This window comes from Bradyrhizobium sp. A5 (assembly GCF_042076515.1).
GTDB lineage: Bacteria > Pseudomonadota > Alphaproteobacteria > Rhizobiales > Xanthobacteraceae > Bradyrhizobium > Bradyrhizobium cosmicum.
On sequence record NZ_CP148990.1, the window covers coordinates 1,104,028 to 1,125,399 of the forward strand.

General features: G+C 64.2%; 19 protein-coding genes. 14 read left to right on the forward strand and 5 right to left on the reverse strand.

Annotated elements, in window-relative coordinates; all coding sequences use genetic code 11:
- The first annotated feature begins 54 nt into the window (after positions 1-54).
- The 3 genes from WHZ77_RS05145 (at position 55) to WHZ77_RS05155 (ending at position 1,315) form a co-directional block, all read left to right on the forward strand.
- The gene (locus tag WHZ77_RS05145) at positions 55-360 is read left to right on the forward strand and encodes a DUF1244 domain-containing protein (protein ID WP_143841750.1); all 306 of its coding nucleotides are present in this window, start codon (positions 55-57) and stop codon (positions 358-360) included.
- Positions 361-559: 199 nt separating this feature from the next.
- The gene (locus WHZ77_RS05150) at positions 560-832 is read left to right on the forward strand and encodes a DUF2312 domain-containing protein (protein ID WP_014492426.1); all 273 of its coding nucleotides are present in this window, start codon (positions 560-562) and stop codon (positions 830-832) included.
- Between the two features lie 63 nt (positions 833-895).
- Complete coding sequence (locus tag WHZ77_RS05155; protein ID WP_375312683.1) at positions 896-1,315, forward strand: DUF1801 domain-containing protein; 420 nt, start codon at positions 896-898, stop codon at positions 1,313-1,315.
- A gap of 14 nt (positions 1,316-1,329) precedes the next feature.
- Here WHZ77_RS05155 and WHZ77_RS05160 read toward each other — a convergent pair whose 3' ends face one another.
- The 3 genes from WHZ77_RS05160 to WHZ77_RS05170 all read right to left on the reverse strand — a co-directional run bounded on the left by WHZ77_RS05160 (position 1,330) and on the right by WHZ77_RS05170 (position 7,256).
- Positions 1,330-2,964, reverse strand: coding sequence for a DUF882 domain-containing protein (locus tag WHZ77_RS05160; RefSeq protein ID WP_375312684.1), 1,635 nt, complete (start codon positions 2,962-2,964; stop codon positions 1,330-1,332).
- 278 nt (positions 2,965-3,242) lie between these two features.
- Positions 3,243-5,414: a murein L,D-transpeptidase gene (locus WHZ77_RS05165; protein ID WP_375312685.1), complete on the reverse strand. Its 2,172-nt coding sequence runs from the start codon at positions 5,412-5,414 to the stop codon at positions 3,243-3,245.
- A gap of 345 nt (positions 5,415-5,759) precedes the next feature.
- Positions 5,760-7,256, reverse strand: coding sequence for a sigma-54-dependent transcriptional regulator (locus WHZ77_RS05170; protein ID WP_375312686.1), 1,497 nt, complete (start codon positions 7,254-7,256; stop codon positions 5,760-5,762).
- A gap of 127 nt (positions 7,257-7,383) precedes the next feature.
- Between WHZ77_RS05170 and WHZ77_RS05175 the strand changes: the two genes are divergently transcribed.
- The 10 genes from WHZ77_RS05175 to WHZ77_RS05220 all read left to right on the forward strand — a co-directional run bounded on the left by WHZ77_RS05175 (position 7,384) and on the right by WHZ77_RS05220 (position 19,237).
- A complete protein-coding gene (locus WHZ77_RS05175) occupies positions 7,384-9,315 on the forward strand; it encodes a M3 family oligoendopeptidase (RefSeq protein ID WP_375312687.1) in 1,932 nt (643 codons plus the stop codon).
- Between the two features lie 237 nt (positions 9,316-9,552).
- Positions 9,553-12,543 (forward strand): cell division protein, encoded by a 2,991-nt coding sequence (locus WHZ77_RS05180; protein WP_375312688.1) that lies wholly within the window; start codon positions 9,553-9,555, stop codon positions 12,541-12,543.
- Positions 12,544-12,744: 201 nt separating this feature from the next.
- Entirely contained in the window at positions 12,745-12,897 is a 153-nt protein-coding gene (locus WHZ77_RS05185; protein ID WP_008136857.1) for an aa3-type cytochrome c oxidase subunit IV, read from the forward strand.
- A 137-nt stretch (positions 12,898-13,034) separates the two neighbouring features.
- Positions 13,035-14,165: a Re/Si-specific NAD(P)(+) transhydrogenase subunit alpha gene (locus WHZ77_RS05190; protein ID WP_375312689.1), complete on the forward strand. Its 1,131-nt coding sequence runs from the start codon at positions 13,035-13,037 to the stop codon at positions 14,163-14,165.
- A 21-nt stretch (positions 14,166-14,186) separates the two neighbouring features.
- Complete coding sequence (locus WHZ77_RS05195; protein ID WP_375312690.1) at positions 14,187-14,504, forward strand: proton-translocating transhydrogenase family protein; 318 nt, start codon at positions 14,187-14,189, stop codon at positions 14,502-14,504.
- Between the two features lie 39 nt (positions 14,505-14,543).
- The gene (locus tag WHZ77_RS05200; protein WP_375312691.1) at positions 14,544-15,941 is read left to right on the forward strand and encodes an NAD(P)(+) transhydrogenase (Re/Si-specific) subunit beta; all 1,398 of its coding nucleotides are present in this window, start codon (positions 14,544-14,546) and stop codon (positions 15,939-15,941) included.
- 21 nt (positions 15,942-15,962) lie between these two features.
- Positions 15,963-16,763 carry an alpha/beta hydrolase gene (locus tag WHZ77_RS05205; protein ID WP_375312692.1) on the forward strand — a complete coding sequence of 267 codons (801 nt, stop codon included), beginning with the start codon at positions 15,963-15,965 and terminating at the stop codon, positions 16,761-16,763.
- A 60-nt stretch (positions 16,764-16,823) separates the two neighbouring features.
- On the forward strand, positions 16,824-17,921 hold the full coding sequence (locus WHZ77_RS05210; protein ID WP_375312693.1) for a calcium:proton antiporter: 1,098 nt from the start codon (positions 16,824-16,826) through the stop codon (positions 17,919-17,921).
- Positions 17,922-17,932: 11 nt separating this feature from the next.
- Positions 17,933-18,217, forward strand: a complete 285-nt coding sequence (locus WHZ77_RS05215) for a cupin domain-containing protein (RefSeq protein WP_143841740.1) — start codon at positions 17,933-17,935, stop codon at positions 18,215-18,217.
- Positions 18,218-18,310: 93 nt separating this feature from the next.
- Positions 18,311-19,237, forward strand: coding sequence for a hypothetical protein (locus WHZ77_RS05220; protein WP_375312694.1), 927 nt, complete (start codon positions 18,311-18,313; stop codon positions 19,235-19,237).
- Positions 19,238-19,257: 20 nt separating this feature from the next.
- Here the strand turns inward: WHZ77_RS05220 and WHZ77_RS05225 are convergent, their stop codons facing one another.
- Both WHZ77_RS05225 and rpsU read right to left on the reverse strand, forming a co-directional pair.
- On the reverse strand, positions 19,258-19,908 hold the full coding sequence (locus WHZ77_RS05225; RefSeq protein WP_375312695.1) for a tetratricopeptide repeat protein: 651 nt from the start codon (positions 19,906-19,908) through the stop codon (positions 19,258-19,260).
- 142 nt (positions 19,909-20,050) lie between these two features.
- Positions 20,051-20,359: a 30S ribosomal protein S21 gene (gene rpsU / locus WHZ77_RS05230; protein ID WP_375312696.1), complete on the reverse strand. Its 309-nt coding sequence runs from the start codon at positions 20,357-20,359 to the stop codon at positions 20,051-20,053.
- Between the two features lie 263 nt (positions 20,360-20,622).
- Between rpsU and aqpZ the strand changes: the two genes are divergently transcribed.
- A complete protein-coding gene (gene aqpZ, locus WHZ77_RS05235) occupies positions 20,623-21,345 on the forward strand; it encodes an aquaporin Z (RefSeq protein WP_375312697.1) in 723 nt (240 codons plus the stop codon).
- Positions 21,346-21,372 lie beyond the last annotated feature (27 nt).

Sequence of the window (21,372 nt, forward strand, 5' to 3'; positions counted from 1 at the left end):
GTAAGGGTGACTGCCATCAGGGTCTGAGCCAAGCCACAGCCAGGGGATTCAGTTATGGCAATCGACGACAAAACCAGAACAGAGCTCGAGGCGGCCGCCTTCCGGCGTCTGGTCGATCATTTGAAGACGCGCACGGACGTCCAGAACATCGATCTGATGAATCTGGCGGGCTTCTGCCGCAACTGCCTGTCCAACTGGCTCAAGGACGCCGCTGACGCTCAAGGCGTCGCCTTGAGCAAGGACGAGAGCCGCGAGGCCGTCTACGGCATGCCCTACGAGACCTGGAAGTCGAAATACCAGGGCGCGGCCACGCCCGAGCAGATCGAGGCGATGAAGAAAGTCCATCCCCACGGGCACTGAACCGGCTTCGTCGGACGCGTGCCCTGAGTCGCACCACACAACAGCTTTCTTTGTCTCGCCGCAGGAAGGTGTGGGCGCGCTGTGGACGAGCGCGATGCTTGCTTGAACGCGGGGAGCGCCAACCCTAAGGGTCTATCCAGCACGCGCGGTGAGGATGCCGGCGTCACCTCGTTTTGCCAGTTTCATTGGGAGTACCAAGATGGCCACCTCCGCCGCCGTCCGCGACGACGAGCCCGCGACGAAATTTGCCAAGGACCAGCTCAAATCCATCATCGAGCGCATCGAGCGGCTGGAGGAAGAGAAGAAGGCGATCTCCGACGACATTCGCGACGTCTATGCCGAGAGCAAGGGCAACGGCTACGACGTCAAGGCGCTGCGCACCATCGTGCGGATGCGCAAGCAGGACCCCAACGAGCGCGCCGAGGCCGAGACGATCCTCGAGACCTACATGCAAGCGCTGGGGATGCTCTGAGGCCATGACTCTCGTCCTGGCGAAACCCAGGACGAGCCAGAGTTTTGAGTCAGGAGAGACGCCGTGACCGCGCTGCCACTGCCGCGCGAGGTAGGCCGCGCTTTCGATGTTCTTCGGGCGCCGATCGGCAAGCGGCTGCTGCAGGTGCGCACGCTGATCTTTGCGACAGCCGCCGCGCACGACGATGTCGGCCGTCTCACCGAAACCCTGAAATGGGGCGAGCCGGCTTATCTGACCGATGAGACTGGCAGCGGCTCTACAATCCGGCTTGGCCGCCTGAAGGGCTCAGACCACGCTGCCATCCTGTTCAACTGCAGGACGACGCTGGTCGACACCTTTCGCGAGCGCTTTCCCGATCAATTCGAGTACCGACAGACGAGGGCGTTGCTGTTGCCGGTGTCAGGCGCGCTGCCGAAACAGGAACTTACGGTCTGCCTGTCGCTGGCGCTGACATATCATCTGGATCGGCGGAGCAAGTGCTAACGCGCTCGAAGACCTCAGCGCAGCGCCGCCGTCCGTACGACGAACGACGTCGTCTGGAGCTTCGCGGTGGCGGTGCCCGTGAAGCTGTCGCAGGACAGGCCTTGCATCGGATCGTCGGCAAAGCCCATCGCGACCACGGCCTGCGGCTTGACGAAATAGCTGCGCAACGCGGCGGTATCGAGCTCGCCCATCAGCGTCACCGACATCGCGCGGCTGGCGCTCGGCGACAGCATCAAGATCTTGAGCCAGATGCTCTCGCCCTTGGCCGCCGAGAGGCGGGTTGCGGTCGCGACTGCGCCATCGACACTCTTGCCGACAACGGTGTTGATCTCGGTTGCGGGCGCGAGGCTGCGCGTCGCGGCGGGACGGGCTGCGCGCGGGATCGGCGCGGAGGCGGCGACGACGTTGGCGCGGTCGACCGGAGAGGCGGAGGCCGGCGCATAGGCCAATGCCTGATAGGCCGCGCTGGAGACGCTGGCGGTCTGCTGTGGATCAGTGGCCTGAGCAAGGGCCTGGCGCGCCCTGAGCGCAGCCACTTGGGCGGGCGTCGCCTGCTGTGGCGTGGCCGGGGTATCCCAGAAGCCGCGCGCATTGATGATATCGGCGGGAGTCTCGGGCTTGCCGGCGGGGGACTTGTCAGCCACGGGCGCGGGCTTCGGCTTGGGCGGCACAACGATCTGCGCATCGGCCGAAGCAAGCTGGATCGTCGCGGCAATTGACGGCTTGGCGCGCGGCGTCGGCACCGGTTCGGCCGGCTTTGCTTCAGCAGGTTTGGCTGCGGCGGCGACCACGGTCGGCGCAGCGGGCTTGGCGGCCGGCGCGGGCGCGCCCTCGTCATCCTCGTCGCTGCTGCTGGAGGCCGGAGCCGGCTTGCCCTTGAACAAGGCGGCGAAGAAGTTCGACTTGCCGCTGCCGGCATCGTCGCCGTTGCCGCGCCGCTCGATGTCGGCCTTGGCGAGCTCATAGCCCTTCAGCGGCGTGCCGTCGGTCGGGACGTGGACCGTGCGGCCGTCCGGGAAGACGCGGGCGAGCTGGTCATGCGTCATGCGTGGCCAGTGCCGGATGCTGCCAGTGTCCAGATGCACGAAGGGCGAGCCGGAGGTTGGGTAGAAGCCGACGCCGCCGCGCTGCAGGCGCAGGCCGGCGAAGCGGATCTGCTCCAGCGGTACGCCCGGAATGTGGAAGTCCATCGCATGCCCCAGCATGTGCTGGCTGAAGCGCGCCACGCCCGAGGAGCGGCGGCGAAGCATGGCGTTGGTGGCGGGGGAGCGATAGGAGGAGATGATCTGGATCGGCTGCTTGCCGTCGACGTCGCGGTACACTTCCCAGAGGATGTCGAACAGGTGACGGTCCATGACCGTCTCGTCCTGGGTACGCCAGTCACGCAGGAAATGATTGAGCTGCTTCAGCGCCGCTTCGTCGTAGCGGCCATCGCGCTTGAAGGTGACGGTGAGGTCTTCGCCGGAATGGGTGTGGTGGAAGGAGAGCGTCTTGGTCTCGTTCAGCGCAGCGGCGTTGTGAACCGAGCCTGCGGCAGCAAGCAGCAATACGGAAGCGAGGCCGATCCGGGATCCGGCCCTCACTCCCGCATGGGACAACGACAGCACAGCGAATTGGCGTGCGAGACCAGTCAGCACGTTAGAGCCCACCCAGTCGACCGAGCGTTCAAAATGGACTCTCCCGCCAACCTCGTTAGCGCGCGAAAGAGGGTGAACGCTTTCTTAAAGCGAGAAGGTTAATTTGAGGTTGCCTTCCCGCCCCCAAACCAAGTCAGAATATGAACCTAACCGGTTGAGTGTGGCAAAAAAACGCCCGCCACCTGAGGTCAGGTGGAGAATGGTTAACGTTAAGCGACCCCATCCAAGGGACGGGGTCGCTGATTTTATTGCAGAACTTCAGGAAATGAGGCGCCTGGTCCGAGCCGGGCTCAGCGGGTGAATACCCGCTGTTGCTGCGGACGGCGGCCGACCGGAGCCGGCGGCGGGGTCGGGGCCCCGAACAGCCGCTCGAAGAAGTTCAGGCCGGACGAGCCACCATTGTTGGCCACCGCCACGCCGTTCGGCAGCGTCGTCGCCGGGCGCGAATAGCTCGGCTGCGAGTGAGCCACGATGTTCTCGAGGTCCTTGCCGCGGCTGTTCTTCAGGATGTTGATCATGGTCGCGTCGCGGCCGTAGACGTCCTTGCGGAATTGCAGCTTGCCGCCATCATCCACGAACGCGGTCTGATAGGTGATGTTGACCGGGATCGGGGTCGGGAATTTCAGGTCGATCTCGCTCTTGCCGTACATGCTGCGCACGCGCTCGGGCGTGTACTTCTCGTTCGGCAAGGCGATGTTGAGCAGAACGGACGCGTACTGATCCGGGTTCTGCACCCGCATGCAGCCATGGCTGAAGGCGCGATCTTCTCGGGCGAACAGGTTCTTGTCCGGCGTGTCGTGCTGATAGACCAGGAACTTGTTCGGGAAGTTGAAGCGGATGCGGCCGAGCGCGTTGGCTTCACCGGGCGGCTGGGAGATGTGCACCGAGCCGTCGCGGTTCTGTTCGAGCTTGAGGCCCATGCGCTGGAGCACGGTCGGGTCCTGCTGAAGCGCCGGCAGATATTCGTTGTAGACGATCGACGGCGGCACGTTCCAGGTCGGGTTGACCGTGATGTACTTCATCGTCTCGGTGAGCAGCGGGGTCGCATGCGTACCCGGCTTGCCGGTGACGACGCGGGTGGTCCAGACCTGCTGGCCGCGCTGCATCACCTTCAGCGTGTAGTCGGGAATGTTGAGGATGACATAGGCATCGCCCAGCGAGGGGGCGCCGAGGTCGCGCGGCAGCCAGCGCCAGCGCTCCATGTTCACCAGCACCACGTCGATCTGCTTGTCGCGCTTCGGGGTGTTGATCGCCTTGACGGTCTTGTCGTCGAGGATGCCGGTCGCCTTCAACTCGGCGCTGTTCTGGAATTTGCGCACAGCTTCGGCAACCGCCGCGTCATAGCGGGTGTCGCTGGCGTTCTCGACGAGGCCGAGCTTGGCGCGGAGCTGCGGCACGCGCGGATCTTCGACGACGATTTCCGCCTGCTTCTTGCCGGCCGGGGTGTATTTCAGCGCCGGACCGTCGGCGATCTCGATCACCGGGCCGTTGCCCTGGCCGCGGAGCTCCGCGAGCTTGGCCTTCAGCTCCTTGTAGAGCTTCTGCGGCGGGTTGTAGCTGTCGAGCGCGGCGGAGGCGTCGGTCGCGGTCGTGATCTTGGCGAGCACCTCGCCCGGATCGACCGGATGCTCGGGATAGAGGATGTCGCCGCTGACCTGGGACCAGTGCATGCGGCCGCTCTGGGCCTGGCGCGCATAGTCGAACATGCTGGCGGTGAGCTTCAACTCGGCATCGGCGAGCGCATCGGGGTTGGTGGCGGCGGCGAAATCCGGCACCGGATAGTCGGCCGGATTGAGGCCGTCGGACGCGGCATCCTTCAGCCGCGCAATCACACCCTTGGCCGCAGCGGTCAGGCTGCCGGCTTGCGTCCAGACCGGTGCGAAGTCACGCGCGCCGTAAAATTTCTCGATCGCCGCGCGCTCGTTCTTGCGGTCGAAATGGCGCGAGGTCTTGGCGCCGATGATGTCCTTGAGCTTGTCGGCGACCGGCTGGTCGGCGGCGGGCACATTGCTCGCGGCCTTGACCGGCTCGGCGGCCGGAGCCGCAGCAGGTGCGGCCGGCGTTGCTGTCGCAGTGTCGGCCTTTGCGGGCTCAGTCTTTACAGGCTCAGCCTTGGCCGTCTCGCTTTTCGGCGCCTCGGCGGCCGGCGTGGTGGCAACGTCGGCGGGCTTGGTCTCGACCTTGTCGGGAGCCGGTGCCGCTTCGGCCTTCACGGGCTCCTTCACCGGTTCCTTCGCGGAGTCCTGAACCGTTGCAGTGGTGTCGAGCTTGATGTCGGCTGCGGTCGGGGGCGGAACGTTTGCGGGCTCGGGGCGCGGGATCGCGGCTTCGATCGCGAGCTCTGCAGCGCTGCTGCGCTGATCCTGCGCCAGCGCCGAGCCGGCCGATACCGTGAAGAAGGTCGCTGCGACCGCCATCAAGACGCGGTCAAAGCCTGCACGGTGGTTCAAACAGTCACGCATTGTGTCGCACCCCTCGGGTGAACTGTCCCTCGTGGAACAGCTTCGTTATCGCCTATTGAGCTTCGGCTAAACCGCGCCGGCCTCTTGAAAGTTGCACGCCTGCACGCAACGATTCCTACGCAGACGATATACAGGCCCCGTTTATGCAGCCAGCGCTACCCGGGACAACTCACGACAAACTGACTTCAAGGAAGCGCGTTTGCAACGGATTGTGCGCCGTTGCGGCGCGCTTTTCCTATGTCTGTCACTTCCCGGTCACGGTTCACGTGGCGGCCAAATTTTCTCGTCGTACGAAGGGCTTGCGGCCTCGTCGCGGCGTTCCGCGAACCTCCGTTCGCATGAGGTTCAGTGCGTCTCCTCGCCGCTTTTCCCGCCATGGCCGGGAACCCCGGCTTCGTCGAGTTTGCGATAGAGGGTGGACCGGCCGATTTTGAGGCGGCGGGCGACCTCGGACATCTGCCCGCGATAGTGCGAAATCGCAAAGCGGATGATCTCGTTCTCCATGTCCTCCAGCGGGCGGATGTCGCCGGTCGGGGTCAGCATAGAAAGCGATCCTGTCTGGGGCAACGGAGCAATCGGTATTTCGCTACCCGATACCATTGAGGGCGACGCGATCGGCTCCAGCATCAGCGGTGCGGTCGGAATGTCCGTTTCGGGATGCGGCTGCGAGGAGAGCAGGGGGAAGTCGCCGAGGCCAAGCTGGTCGCCGTCGCTCATGACCACCGCGCGGTAGACCGCGTTTTCGAGCTGACGGATGTTGCCGGGCCAGTCGAGCTGGGCGAGGTGCGCGACCGCCTCGCCGCTGATGCCGGCGATGGGACGGTTCTCCTCGGCCGCAAAGCGCGCCAGGAAATGCCGCAGCAGATGCGGGATGTCCTCGCGACGGGCGCGCAGCGATGGGATCGTCAGCGGCAGCACGTGGAGGCGATAGAACAGATCTTCGCGGAAGTGTCCCTGCTTCACCCGCTCCAGCAGCCTGCGGTTGGTTGCCGAGATGATGCGAACGTCGACCTTGACCGGCTTGCGTCCGCCGACCGCTTCGACCGCGCCCTCCTGGAGCGCGCGGAGCAGCTTGACCTGCGCGGTCAGCGGCAACTCGCTGACCTCGTCCAGGAACAGCGTGCCGCCATGGGCCTCGACGAACTTGCCGGTGTGGCGTTCGGTGGCGCCGGTGAAGGCGCCCTTCTCGTGGCCGAACAGGATGGACTCCACGAGGTTGTCGGGGATCGCGCCGCAATTGACCGCAACGAAGGGCTTTGCCTTGCGCTCGCCGCTGCCGTGGATGGCACGCGCGAACATTTCCTTGCCGACGCCGGAGTCGCCCTCGATCAGCACGGGGATCGAGGAGCCCGCCGCCTTCTGCGCGGTGCGCATCACCGGTGCCATCGCTTCGGCGCGGGTGATGATGTCGGAGAAGGTCAGCCGGCCCTCGCGGCTGTGACGGATGCGCTGCAATTCGCCCTTGAGCGCGGAGGCGTTGAGGGCGTTGCGAAGAGAGACCTGGAGCCGCTCCATGCCGACCGGCTTGACGACGAAATCGGCCGCGCCCGCGCGCATGGCGGAGATTACATTGTCGATGCCGCCATGGGCGGTCTGCACGATGACGGGGACGCTGAGGCCGGCTTCGCGGATTTTCGCCAGCACGCCCATGCCGTCGAGGCCGGGCATCACGAGATCGAGGATGACGCCGTCGATGGCCGGTGCATCGGGGGCGGTGAGGGCGGCGATCGCGGCGTCGCCGGAGTCCACGACGATCGTCTCATAGCCGCATTTCTGCACCATGTTCTCGACCAGCCGGCGGGCCACAGCGTCGTCGTCGGCGATCAAAATACTGGCAGCCATGGTGTTCCCCGCACGCTACTACTATCTGTCTCGAATCGGGGCACTCTGGCCGAAGCCGATTAACGCACTCTTAAACCTTGATGCCCCCGCCCGCCGTCGCGATTGTTGAACACAGGTTTCCCACACAATGAATTCGCGCTCCAAGTCTGCCCTTAACAAGTCTGCCCTTAAGAAGCCCGCTCTCAAAAAGCCCGCTCTCCGCAAGCCAGCCGCCAAGACGTCTGCCGTCAAGAAATCTGCCGCCAAGGCAAAGTCCTCCAAGTCCGCAAAGCCTGTGAGCAAGACCGGCAAGCTTCCGGAGTGGAATCTCGCCGATCTCTATTCCGGGATCGACGCGCCGGAAGTGGTGCGCGATCTCGAAAAGATGGATGCCGATTGCGTCGCCTTCGAGACCGACTACAAGGGCAAGCTCGCGACAGGGACAGCAAACGAAGATGGCGGAAAATGGCTCGCGGGAGCCGTGCGGCGCTATGAGGCGATCGACGATCTCGCCGGCCGTCTCGGTTCCTATGCCGGCCTCGTTCATGCCGGCGACAGCGTGGACCCTGCGATTTCAAAGTTTTACGGCGATGTGTCGGAGCGGCTGACGGCGGCGTCGACCCATCTTCTGTTCTTCGCGCTCGAGCTCAATCGCGTCGATGACGATATCTTGAACCGCGCGATGCAAGCCGCCGAGCTGGCGCATTACCGTCCGTGGATCGAGGATCTGCGCAAGGAGAAGCCTTACCAGCTCGACGACAAGCTCGAGCAACTCTTCCTCGAGAAGTCGCAAACCGGCTATTCCGCCTTCAACCGGCTGTTCGACCAGACCATCTCCGGCCTGCGCTTCAAGGTCGGGTCCAAGGAACTGGCGATCGAGCCGACGCTGAATTTCCTGGCGGACCGTGACGGCGCCAAGCGCAAGGCTGCGGCCGAGGCGCTGGCAAAGACCTTCAAGGCCAACGAGCGCACCTTCGCGCTGATCACCAATACGCTGGCCAAGGACAAGGACATCTCCGATCGCTGGCGCGGCTTCAAGGACGTCGCGGATTCCCGTCATCTGAACAACCGCGTCGAGCGCGAGGTGGTGGATGCGCTGGTCGCCTCCGTACGCGCGGCCTATCCGAAGCTGTCGCACCGCTATTACGCGCTGAAGGCGAAGTGGTTCGGCAAGAAGCGGCTGGCCTATTGGGACCGCAACGCGCCGCTGCCCTTTGCGGCGACCGACACCATCGGCTGGCCTGACGCGCGGAACATGGTGCTGACTGCCTATCGCGGCTTCTCGCCAGAAATGGCCGACATCGCCGAGCGCTTCTTCACCGACCGCTGGATCGATGCGCCGGTGCGCCCGGGCAAGGCGCCGGGCGCGTTCTCGCACCCGACCACGCCGTCGGCGCACCCCTATGTGCTGATGAACTACCAGGGCAAGCCGCGCGACGTGATGACGCTCGCGCACGAACTCGGTCACGGCGTGCACCAGGTGCTGGCGGCGAAGAACGGCGCGCTGATGGCACCGACGCCGCTGACGCTGGCCGAGACCGCGAGCGTGTTCGGCGAGATGCTGACCTTCAGGCGGCTGCTGGCGCAGACCAAGAGTGCCAGACAGCGCCAGGCGCTGCTCGCCGGCAAGGTCGAGGACATGATCAACACCGTGGTGCGGCAGATCGCGTTCTATTCCTTCGAGCGCGCGGTCCACACCGAGCGCAAGAACGGCGAACTGACCGCGACGCGGCTCGGCGAGATCTGGCTCTCGGTGCAGGGCGAGAGCCTCGGGCCGGCGATCGAGATCAAGGCGGGCTACGAGAACTACTGGATGTACATCCCGCACTTCATCCATTCGCCGTTCTACGTCTACGCCTATGCCTTCGGCGATTGTCTCGTGAACTCGCTCTACGCCGTCTACGAGAACGCGGCGGAAGGCTTTGCCGAGCGCTATCTCGACATGCTCGCGGCCGGCGGCACCAAGCACTATTCCGAACTGCTGCGGCCGTTCGGCCTCGATGCCAAGGATCCCAAATTCTGGGACGGCGGCCTGAGCGTCATCGCCGGGATGATCGACGAGCTGGAAGCGATGGGCTGAGCCGGGCGCGAGTTCCTTCCGGCCACAGTTGCGATTCGGTTTCGCGAGCCGGCAAGCCGTAAGGTTTTTGCGGTGCCGATGCGAGTTCCATCCGCGCGCGCCGAGGTATCCTCGGTGAGTGGCCCGAGATTTTGCATTGAACGTTCGCGCCGCGCCCAAGACTAACCCAAGAGATATTGAGAAATTAATTTTCAACTTTTGATTGTCGATTGATCGATTTCCGCCTGGGAGGCCCCCATGCTCGATCAGGGATCCGCAGCGCCGGTTCCGGCGTCAAAGAACGCTGCCGCGGTCGACGAGGAAACGCCCTGGTGCGAAAAGCATCATCAGATCGTTCGCGATGAAATCGCGGCGATCAACACGCGGCGGGAGCCGGACCGACGCATCGATGCCGACAGCCTCGAAGCCTGCCAGTTGCTCGACGTCACCGGGCTTGCATTGTCCGGGGGCGGCATTCGCTCGTCGGCCGTTTGCCTGGGCGTGCTGCAGGCGTTGAACCATCACAATCTGATCGGGCGGATCGATTATCTCTCCACGGTGTCGGGCGGCGGCTATATCGGCACCTCTCTCTGCGCCACCATGACAAAGGCGCAGCGATTCGTATTCGGTGAAAGGCCGGTCGGCGGGACCGTCACGGCCGCCGAGATCAGCGACACGCCTTCGGTCGGACATCTCCGCAACTATTCCAACTATCTGATTCCGGCCGGCGCCCGCGATCTCCTGACCGGAGTTGCGATCGTCGTGCGCGGACTGGTCGCCAATATCGGACTGACGTTGCCCATCGTGCTGCTGCTTGCCGCCGTCACGATCTGGTCCACGCCGCTGCGGAGTTGCCTGACGGTTGCGAACATCTTCGGTGTCAGCCTCGACAATCACAAATTATGCGAGCTGCATGATTTCAGCGTCATCGACCGTTATGGTTTCAGCACATTCGGCCTGGCGATCGCCTTGGTGATGCTGCTTTGCGGCGGGCTCGCCTATTTCACCTCGCGCTCCATTCGCGGCAACGGCCCCAGCGTCGTCTTCGCCTACATTGCCGGGATCACACTGTTGCTGGGCGTTGCGTGTGACTTCGCGCGCTTTCTCAAGGTTCAGCATTTCGCGCTGACTCTTTCGATCGCAATCATCGGTGTCGTCCTGTTTTTCGGATGGGCTCTCAAGCAGTCGTTCGCAAGTCCCGGCAAGCGACAGGAGTTCCGTTCGCACTGGCCGAGCATGGGCGCGACCTTCCTCGTGCTGCTGGCCGTCATTGCCTTCTTCGAGTTTCAGCCCTTCATGCTGGGGCAAATGTTCGACGTCGCCGAGAGCAGCGCGGTCGGCGGACCGGCCGCCGCAGTCGCGATCACCTGGATCAAGTCGCTCGCGGCGGTGGCCGCGCCGATCGGTGTCTTGGTCACCGCATTCAGGCAGCAATTTGTGGAATTGTTGAAGGGCAACAGCGCATCCTCGCAATGGGGTTCCCTGCTGCTTGCGGTCGTCGCCAGGGTCGCCCTGTGGATCGCGGGGCTCGCGCTTCCACTGATCATCTGGGTCGCATACCTCTACCTGTCGTATTGGGGCATCTCCAACGACCTGTTCGAGCGGTGCCCGTCGGCCCTGGGGGCCGCCTCCCAAAGGGAGTGCCTGGCCAACGCCAAATCGAACGCCCCGTCCGGCAGCCTCGCAGGCAAGATCCAGTTCGATGCCAGCAAGGGTATCTTGTCGGCCGAGATCACGCCGAAGGCTGTGCCGCCGGTCGTGGCGGATAGCGAGCGGTTGACGCCCACATGGCATGCTCCCGCCTGGCTCCTGTTCCTCGCGCAGAAAGCAGGGCATGTGGTTCAGGTGCAGCTTCCCGGCCTGTTCCGGGGGACAGCTTCAGAACTCTCCTATTCGTTCAGTCTTCCGATGGTGATCCTGTACACGTTTGCCGGGGTCGTTCTGTTCGCCGTCTCGTTTTGCCTGACGCCAAACGCGAACTCCTTGCATCGGCTCTATCGCGATCGGCTGAGCAAGGCTTTCCTGTTCGATCCGACGCGTTCGGCGGACGGCGGTATTGCGCGCGCCGAAGCCAGCCTCGATCAAGGGCGTGATTTCAGAACGCTCGATCGCATGAAGCTGACCGATCTCTACCCGGCTCCGGTCGAGGCGGACCGCATTCCGGGGCAATCAATTGCGCCCAGGCTGCACGCGCCCTATCAACTCATCAATACGGCGCTCAATATTCAAGGCTCGGACTTTGCCAACCGGCGCGGCCGCAACGCGGATTTCTTCGTGTTTTCCGCCCTGAATGTCGGCAGCGAGGCGACGGGCTATGCGCCCACCGGATTGGTGCAGGACGATGAGCAAAGCCTCGACCTTGCGACCGCAATGGCGATTTCGGGAGCCGCGGCCTCTGCGAACATGGGCTCGAACTCGATCAAGGCGCTGACGCCGACGCTTGCGCTCCTCAACGTGCGGCTCGGCTATTGGCTGAAGAACCCACGTTACGTCGATGATCGCGTGCGGCCGCCGCGCCGCTCCACGCCGCTTTACTTCTGGTCCGAGATCTCGGGGCGCCTGTATGAGAATAGCGACAGCGTCTACCTGACGGATGGCGGTCATATCGAAAATCTCGGCGTCTACGAGCTGCTCCGCCGCCGCTGCAAGGTGATCATCGCGGTCGATGCGGAAGCCGATGCGCCGATGAACTTCGGCTCCCTGATGAGGCTGCAGCGATACGCGCGCATCGATCTCGGCGTCCGGATCGACTTGCCATGGACGCCGATTCGCGAGTGCACGCGCGCGCTGATGGCGCGCAATGCCGACAAGGCGGGTGATCCCGGCGCGGCCGATGAGCATGACGGGGCCGCCCAAGATCGCGTTCACGTCGCCATCGGCACCATCGACTATGGCGGGGATGACCAAGGCTATCTCGTCTACGTCAAATCGTCGCTCAACGGCGACGAGAACGACTACATCCGGGACTATGCACGGCGAAACGACCGCTTCCCGCACGAGACCACGGGTGACCAGTTCTTTTCCGAAGAGCAGTTCGAGGTCTACCGTGCGCTGGGCTTCCACATGGCGCACGGTTTCCTGTCCGGGGAGACTCCGGTGGTGGTCGGGCGCGGCGTCAGTCCGCGGACGGCCCGGTTTACCGAGCCGGGCGAAACCGTGATCGACGAGGTCCGCCGCTCGCTGGGATGGCCGGTCGTCGAGCGGCCTGCAGTCATGGTGGGCACGATCGCCGCGCTGGATCTGGGGTAGGGCGGCCGTAAAACATTTGTTGAACGGCCTTAGGGGGCCCCGCCGGCGAAGTCGGCGAGCAGACCCTCACGCGCTGGACCCGCGACAATCTGGATTCCGAATGAGCCGATTTGCGGGAAAACCGCGTCTGCCTGCCGTTGCCCTGCCCGAAGGTTTAAGGTATCCCAGCCGGAGAATTCGACTTTCTACTGGGGACATTCCATGGCTGACCATAGCGAAGTGGCTTACACCACCGCCGACGGCAACGACTACGTTGCCCACGAGCAGACCTACGAGGGCTTCATCAAGCTGGTGAAGTACGGCACCGCCTCGGTCGCGCTCATCGTGATCCTGATGGCGATCTTCCTGACCTGATCCATCGCCTGCTGCACCGCCAGTGTCGTCGGTGCTCATAAAATTTGCATACAAGCCGGTTCCAAAACCGGTATCCAACGTTGCGGGAGTAACGCTAAGTTCGCGTGCGCGTTTTTGCCCGCGTCGCCGGAGGGCCTATGAAGATCGCCGTTGCCAAGGAAATCGATCCGTCGGAGCCGCGCGTCGCCGCTTCGCCTGATACGGTGAAGAAATTCAAGGCGCTGGGCGCCGAAATCGCCGTCGAGCCGGGTGCCGGTCTCAAATCGGGCCTGCCGGATTCCGAATTCACCGCAGCGGGAGCCACCGTCAGCGCCAATGCGTTGAAGGACGCCGACATCGTCATCAAGGTGAAGCGCCCCGAGGCCTCCGAGCTCGCGCAGTACAAGCGCGGCGCGCTCGTCATCGCCATCATGGATCCTTACGGCAACGAAGCCGCGCTGAAGACGATCGCCGATGCCGGCGTCTCCGCCTTCGCGATGGAATTGATGCCGCGCATCACGCGTGCGCAGGTGATGGACGTGTTGTCCTCGCAGGCGAACCTTGCCGGCTACCGCGCCGTGATCGAGGGCGCCGAGGCCTTCGGCCGCGCCTTCCCGATGATGATGACGGCGGCAGGCACCGTGCCCGCCGCCAAGGTATTCGTGATGGGCGTCGGCGTCGCCGGCCTCCAGGCGATCGCGACCGCGCGCCGTCTCGGCGCCGTCGTCACCGCGACCGACGTCCGGCCCGCGACCAAGGAGCAGGTGGAATCGCTCGGTGCAAAGTTCCTCGCCGTCGAGGACGAGGAATTCAAGAACGCGCAGACCGCCGGCGGTTACGCCAAGGAAATGTCCAAGGAATACCAGGCCAAGCAGGCCGCGCTCACCGCCGAGCACATCAAGAAGCAGGACATCGTCATCACCACTGCGCTCATTCCTGGCCGGCCGGCGCCGAGGCTCGTCTCGGCCGAGATGGTCAAGTCGATGAAGCCGGGGTCGGTGCTGGTCGATCTCGCCGTCGAGCGCGGCGGCAATGTCGAGGGTGCAAGGCCGGGCGAGGTCGCCGAGATCGATGGGATCAAGATCGTCGGCTACACCAACGTCGCCGGCCGAGTGGCGGCCTCCGCATCCAGCCTCTACGCACGCAACCTGTTCAATTTCATCGAGACCATGGTCGACAAGGGCAGCAAGGCTCTCGCCGTGAACTGGGACGACGAACTCGTGAAGGCGACTGCGCTGACCAGGGACGGCGCCGTCATCCACCCGAACTTCCAGCCCAAATCAACTTAATCGGGTTTAAGGAGAGCCGCCATGGAGCATGCTGCACAGCTCGTCGACCCCTTCGTTTTCAGGCTGTCGATCTTCGTCCTCGCCGTCTTCGTCGGCTATTTCGTGGTGTGGTCGGTGACCCCTGCGCTGCATACGCCGCTGATGAGCGTGACCAATGCGATCTCCTCGGTGATCGTGGTCGGTGCGCTGCTCGCGGTCGGCGTCGGCATGGTTTCGAGCGGCTCGGGCTGGGCACGCGGCTTCGGCTTCATCGCGCTCATCTTCGCCTGCGTGAACATCTTCGGCGGCTTCCTTGTCACCCAGCGCATGCTGGCGATGTACAGGAAGAAGTCGAAGTGAGCGGCCACCTCGGGCTGAAGGGATCAATGGGGACCTGAGATGAACGCCAATCTCTCTGCATTCTTGTATCTCGTGGCGGGGGTGCTGTTCATCCTGTCGCTGCGCGGGCTGTCGAGCCCGGCGTCGTCACGCCAGGGCAATTTGTTCGGCATGGTCGGCATGGGGATCGCGGTCGCCACCACGCTCGCCAGCCATCCGCCGGCGGACGGCCTGGCCTGGATTCTCGTCATCCTTGGTATCGCCATCGGTGGCGGCGTCGGCGCGGTGATCGCCCGCCGCGTGCCGATGACCTCGATGCCCGAACTGGTCGCCGCCTTCCACTCGCTGGTCGGCATGGCCGCGGTGCTGGTCGCCGCCGGCGCGTTCTACGCGCCCGAAGCCTTCGACATCGGCACCCCCGGCAACATCCACCCGCAGAGCCTGGTCGAGATGTCGCTCGGCGTCGCCATCGGCGCGCTGACCTTCACCGGCTCGGTGATCGCGTTCCTGAAATTGTCCGCGCGCATGAGCGGCTCGCCGATCATCCTGCCGTTCCGCCACATCATCAATATCGTGCTCGCCGTTCTGCTCGTCGTCTTCATCGTCGGGCTGGTGATGTCGGGCAGCGCGCTCGACTTCTGGCTGATCGTCATCATCGCACTGGCGCTCGGCGTGCTCATGATCATCCCGATCGGCGGCGCCGACATGCCGGTCGTGATCTCGATGCTGAACTCCTACTCCGGCTGGGCCGCGGCCGGCATCGGCTTCACGCTCGGCAACTCCGCGCTGATCATCACCGGCGCGCTGGTGGGCTCGTCGGGCGCGATCCTGTCCTACATCATGTGCCACGCGATGAACCGGTCCTTCATCTCGGTCATCCTCGGCGGCTTCGGCGGCGAGACCGCCGCGGCCGGCGGTGGCGGCGGTGAGCAGAAGCCGGCCAAGCTCGGCTCGGCCGACGACGCCGCCTTCATCATGAAGAACGCGCAGAAGGTCATCATCGTGCCCGGCTACGGCATGGCAGTGGCGCAGGCCCAGCACGCGCTGCGCGAAATGGGCGACATCCTGAAGAAGGAAGGCGTCGAGGTGAAGTACGCCATTCACCCGGTTGCGGGCCGCATGCCCGGCCACATGAACGTGCTGCTCGCCGAAGCCAACGTGCCCTACGACGAGGTGTTCGAGCTCGAGGACATCAACTCGGAGTTCGCGCAGGCCGACATCGCCTTCGTGATCGGCGCCAACGACGTCACCAATCCGGCGGCCGAAGAGGACAAGACCTCACCGATCTACGGCATGCCGGTGCTTCAGGTCTGGAAGGCCGGCACGGTGATGTTCATCAAGCGTTCGCTGGCTTCCGGCTATGCCGGCATCGACAATCCGCTGTTCTACCGCGACAACACCATGATGCTGCTCGGCGACGCCAAGAAGGTCACCGAGAATATCGTCAAGGCGATGTAACGCCGGAGAGCCGGCGCAACGATGACATTCCTGAAATGGACCGCCATCGTCGTTGCCGCTGGTTATCTCGCCGGTCTCGTCCTGCTGTTCGTGAAGCAGCGCGCCATGCTGTTTCCGATCCCGACCGCCGAGCGCACCGCGCCTTCCGCCGCGGGATTTCCGCAGGCCGAGGAGCACGTCCTGACCACGTCGGACGGCGAGAAGGTCATCGTCTGGCACGTGCCGCCAAGGCCCGGCCGTCCCGTGGTGCTGTTCTTCCATGGCAATGGTGATTTTCTCGCGGGCCTTGCCGGCCGCTTCAAGGCGATCACGGCTGACGGCACAGGTCTCGTCGCGCTGTCCTATCGCGGCTATGCGGGGTCCAGCGGCGCGCCGAGCGAAGACGGCCTGTTGCGCGATGGCGAGGCCGCCTATTCATTCGCGACGGCACGCTACGATGCCCCGCGCATCGTCGCCTGGGGTTTCTCGCTCGGGACCGGCGTTGCGATCGCGATCGCATCCGGGCATCCGGTCGGAAGGCTGATTCTCGAGGCGCCCTATACGTCGATCGCCGACGTCGCCGCCTCGCATTTCCGTCTTGTCCCGGTGCGCCTTCTGATACGCGACCCGTTTCACTCGGACGAGCGCATCGGACGTGTCACGGCGCCGCTTCTGATCGTCCATGGTGCGCAGGACCAGACCATCCCCATCGCATTCGGCGAGAAGCTGTTTGAGCTGGCCCATGAGCCGAAGCAGTTCGTTCGCATTCTCGGCGGTGGGCATGACGATCTCGGCAATTTTGGCGTCGCCGACCTCGCGAGAAACTTCATCAACGGGTCCTGAGGGCTGACGGGCGCGATCTTCTCGCGCATACTCGATCCCCCATTTGAAGGAATCGCCCGCATGAGCGCACACGGACCGATGCCGCGGTCGTCCTGGATCTTCCCCGCTTTGGCGGTGCTGCTGTTCCTGGTCGTGACCGCGACCGGCTATGGCTTTACCCTGACAGCCGGCGGAGCCCTGTTTGCGATCGTCCTGCTGGTCATCCTGTTCGGGACCGTGTTCGCGGCCGTTCACCATTCCGAGGTGATCGCGGAGCGCATCGGCGAGCCCTATGGCACATTGGTGCTGACGCTGGCGGTGACCATCATCGAGGTGGCCCTGATCACCACGATCATGCTGGGCGAAAAGCCGGCGCCGGAACTGGCACGCGATACGGTGTTTGCCGTCATCATGATCGTCTGCAACGGGCTGGTCGGGCTCTGCATCTTCATCGGCGGCCTGCGCTACGGGGAGCAGGGCTTTCAGGTCTCCGGCGCCAACGTCTATCTCAGCGTTCTCTTCGCGCTGGCGACGATTGCCCTGATCATGCCGAATTACACGACTACGACGCCGGGCCCGGTGTATTCTGCAATGCAGCTCGGCTTCGTCGATGTCGTCACGCTCGCGCTCTACGGGGTGTTCCTCTATACCCAGACGGTTGCGCACAAGGACTACTTCGTCCATGAGCGAGGGGAGGGCGAGGATGCGGAGGCCTATCTTTCGGGCAGGATGCTAACGCTCAGCATCGTGCTGTTGCTGGTGTCGCTTCTGGCGGTGGTGCTTCTGGCCAAGAAATTCTCGCTGGTGGTCGACGCGGTCGGCGCCAAGATCGGCGCGCCGCCCGCCTTTGCCGGCCTGTTGGTCGCACTCCTGATCCTGCTGCCGGAAGGCGTCGCGGCGATTTCCGCGGCCCGCAAGAACAATCTCCAGAAGAGTATCAATCTCGCCCTTGGTTCCTCGCTGGCGACCATTGGCCTGACCATCCCCGCCGTCGGCGTCGCGACCTGGGTGCTCGACAAGGAGCTCAAACTCGGTCTCAGCCCCCAAAGCAGCATCCTTTTGCTCCTGACCTTCTTGCTGAGCATGATGACATTCGGCACAGGCAGGACCAATGTCCTGTTCGGACTGGTCCATATGGTGGTATTTGCCGTCTACGTGTTCATGGTTTTCGTGCCGTAGGAGAGGGTTCGATGTTAGCTGCCAAGTCCGAGGTCCAGGTCGATAACGAAGAGGTCCGGGTGACCGAATGGCGGCTCGCCCCGGGCAGCGCGACCGGGCATCACACCCACGGGATGGACTATGTGATCGTACCCGTCGTCGCCGGTGAAATGACCATCGTGGCGCCGGGGGGCGAGCGGTCCAAGGCGCAGCTTTCGGCCGGAAAATCCTATTTCCGCAAGGCAGGCGTCCAACACGACGTACTTAACGAAACCTCAACCGAGATCGTGTTCCTTGAGATCGAGCTTAAGCCGTAGGGCAAGCGTTACCTTTGCCATCGATCCGTCGCAGTTGATCCCTTACAATGCCCCAAAGTTCCCGCATCTGATCGCGCGGGGAGTGGCCGAGAAATGCTGAAATACCTCGCTAAAATCTCGATGGATATTTTACCCTCGGTGCTCGCAACGATCATCGGGGCGTACATCGTCAATCACTACATCAACGCCAAGCCGGCGGCGGATGCCCCTGCGGCCGTGGTGGCCCCTGCCCAGAGCGGTACCGACGGCAAGCCCACGGACACCGCCAACCTTCCCGCGCACGGCGTCAAGGCCAAGGGCGTTTCCGAGAAGAGCGTGACGGACAAGGCTGCGGCCGAGAAGCCTGCGGACACCAAGGCTGCGGACGTTGCTCCCCCCGAAAACGCCCCGCACGGCCGCCCGGCGGCGCGTGAGAAGGCGGCCGCCAAATCGACCCCGGCAACCGCTCCGGTGGTCGAAGCCAATTCGGCGCCGGCCGCCGCATCCCCGGCTGCGACCCCCGACGCCAACGATCTCGCCCGCGCCGCCATCGAGCGGCTGCGCAAATCGCCTGAAGCCAAGGCCGCAGACGCCAAGGCCGCTGAGGCCAAATCCACCGAGACCAAGTCTTTCGAGAACAAGTCTTTCGAGAACAAGTCTTTCGAGACCAAGCCGGCCGAGAGGACCCAGGAGCCTGCCGTGCGGGAAGCCGCGCGCACGCCCGAGGCCCCGAGGGTCGTCACGGTGGAGCCGTTCGCGGTGCGCCCCCTGCCGCCGCCGATCACGGTGTCGACGCCCTCGTCTGAGGCCTATGGCAATGGTGGTCCGTCCTACACCGCCTCGGTCGGCAACGACGATCCGAACCGGATGACGCCGCCGGCCGATATCCCGGTCCCGGTGATCGCGCCGCCGCTCGATCTGCGTGCCGATGCCGGCGCCACCATGCCGCGGCCGAAGAAGACCAATGTCGCGGACGAGATGCTGTCGGGCATGAAGTCGATGTTCCACTCGGTGCTGCCGAAGAGTTCCACCCCCGATTAAAGGCGCTACCTGTCGCGCTGTCAGCCGCCGACGCGGGCGAGGCCGCTGCGGGCGGCATCGTCACGCGGGCGCAGAGCGACCGCCTTGTTGTAGGACGCCGACGCCTTGGCCTTGTCGCCCAGCCGCTCATAGGCCTGTCCCCGTGTGGTCCAGACCTGGGCATTGTGCGGATCGGCCTCGGAGGCCTCATCGAGATCGGCCGCCGCTTCCTTGACCTTGCCGATCGCGAGATAGCTGGTGGCGCGGCCGAGCAGCGGCTCGACCTTCTGCGGATTGAGGCCGTTTGCGGCGCTGAAATCGGCGATGGCGAAGTTGTGCTCGTTGTTGCCCTGATGGATCAGGGCGCGGCCATAGAGCGCCTGTGCGCTATAGGGATCGAGCGCGACGGCACGGTTGAACTCGTCCAGCGCGCCGGCCGTCTCCCCCGCCTTCGCCAGGGTCTGGCCTTTTGCGGTGTGAGCCTGGGCCTCGGTGACATTGCCGGCACTGACGGCACTCTCCGGGGCGGCGGCAGCCTTGGGCGCTTCCTGCGGCTTTTCCTTCTCCGGCATCAGTGATCCCAGGTCGAAGGAGCAGCCGCACAGCGCGATCCCCATCAGGGTCAGCGTGAGCGGTTGGCGCCAGATCCGGCGTAGCCGCGCCAGGCCGCGCTTGGGGAAAGGGGAGACCATCTACGGTTCGCTCGCGCGTTGGTGCCGCATCTGTAGTGCCCCGTCCCAGAAAGGCACCGCTACAAAATAATAACGCGGGCCCGGGGCCCGCGTCATTGGAAACTAAAATCCTGGAAAACTCAGCCTTGCAATTCCGGCGGGATCAGCGTGGTCCGCGCGGACCAGCGCTTGCACCTGCACCGAGGCCACCGCGACCGCCACGATCACCGCCGGGGCCGGCGCCGAACACCGGCTTCGGCTTCATCGGCAGCAGGCCTTCACGCTGCAGCTTCTTGCGGGCCAGCTTGCGCGCGCGGCGCACGGCTTCGGCCTTTTCGCGGGCCTTCTTCTCGGACGGCTTCTCGTAGTGACCGCGGAGCTTCATCTCGCGGAAAATACCCTCGCGCTGCATCTTCTTCTTCAGCGCCTTGAGGGCTTGGTCGACATTGTTATCGCGAACGAGAACCTGCACGCGGCATCCTCTTCAGTGGATAGGATTTGAATTCTGGTAAGACAAAGGGGATGGCAAAAAGCGCAAGCCCTTAACCTTGAGGGCGCGGATGTATCAGACAAAACCCCCGATGTCCACCTGCCCGGCGAGATTTCGGGCCAAGTTCAGCCACTAAATGAGGTGAAAGTACGCCTGTGCAGCGCCGATTTGGGTGGTTTGGCGCCGAGAACGGGCTGTTGCCGGACGCCGTGCGCCGGAAGTCGGAAAATCAGGGGAGACGCCACATGGATATGAAGAAATATGCTGCCGAGGCCATCGGGACATTCTGGCTCACATTCGCAGGCTGCGGCAGCGCGGTGATCGCGGCCGGCTTTCCGCAGGTCGGGATCGGCTTGGTCGGCGTGTCCCTGGCGTTCGGCTTGAGCGTCGTCACCATGGCCTATGCGATCGGCCATATCTCGGGTTGCCATCTCAATCCGGCTGTCACCGTCGGGCTCGCGGCCGGCGGCCGCTTCCCGCCAGGGCAGATCCTGCCTTACGTCATCGCGCAGGTCTGTGGCGCCATCGTCGCCGCCGAGCTGCTCTATGTGATCGCAAGCGGAGCGCCCGGTTTCGACGTCACCAAGGGTTTTGCGTCGAACGGCTACGACATGCATTCGCCCGGCCAGTACAGCATGGTCGCCTGCTTCGTCACCGAGGTGGTGATGACCATGATGTTCCTGTTCATCATCATGGGCTCCACCCACGGCCGCGCGCCCGTGGGCTTTGCCCCATTGGCGATCGGGCTCGCGCTGGTGATGATCCATCTCGTCAGCATTCCCGTCACCAACACGTCGGTGAACCCGGCGCGGAGCACGGGTCCCGCTCTGTTCGTCGGCGGCTGGGCGCTATCGCAGCTCTGGCTGTTCTGGGTCGCACCGCTGATCGGCGGGGCGCTGGGCGGGGTGATCTATCGGTGGCTCAGCGAAGAGCCCGCGGGCGTCGTCGCAGGCGCGAAGACGGCTTAGTCGCAGGCGGAGTCGCGGCATGCGCCG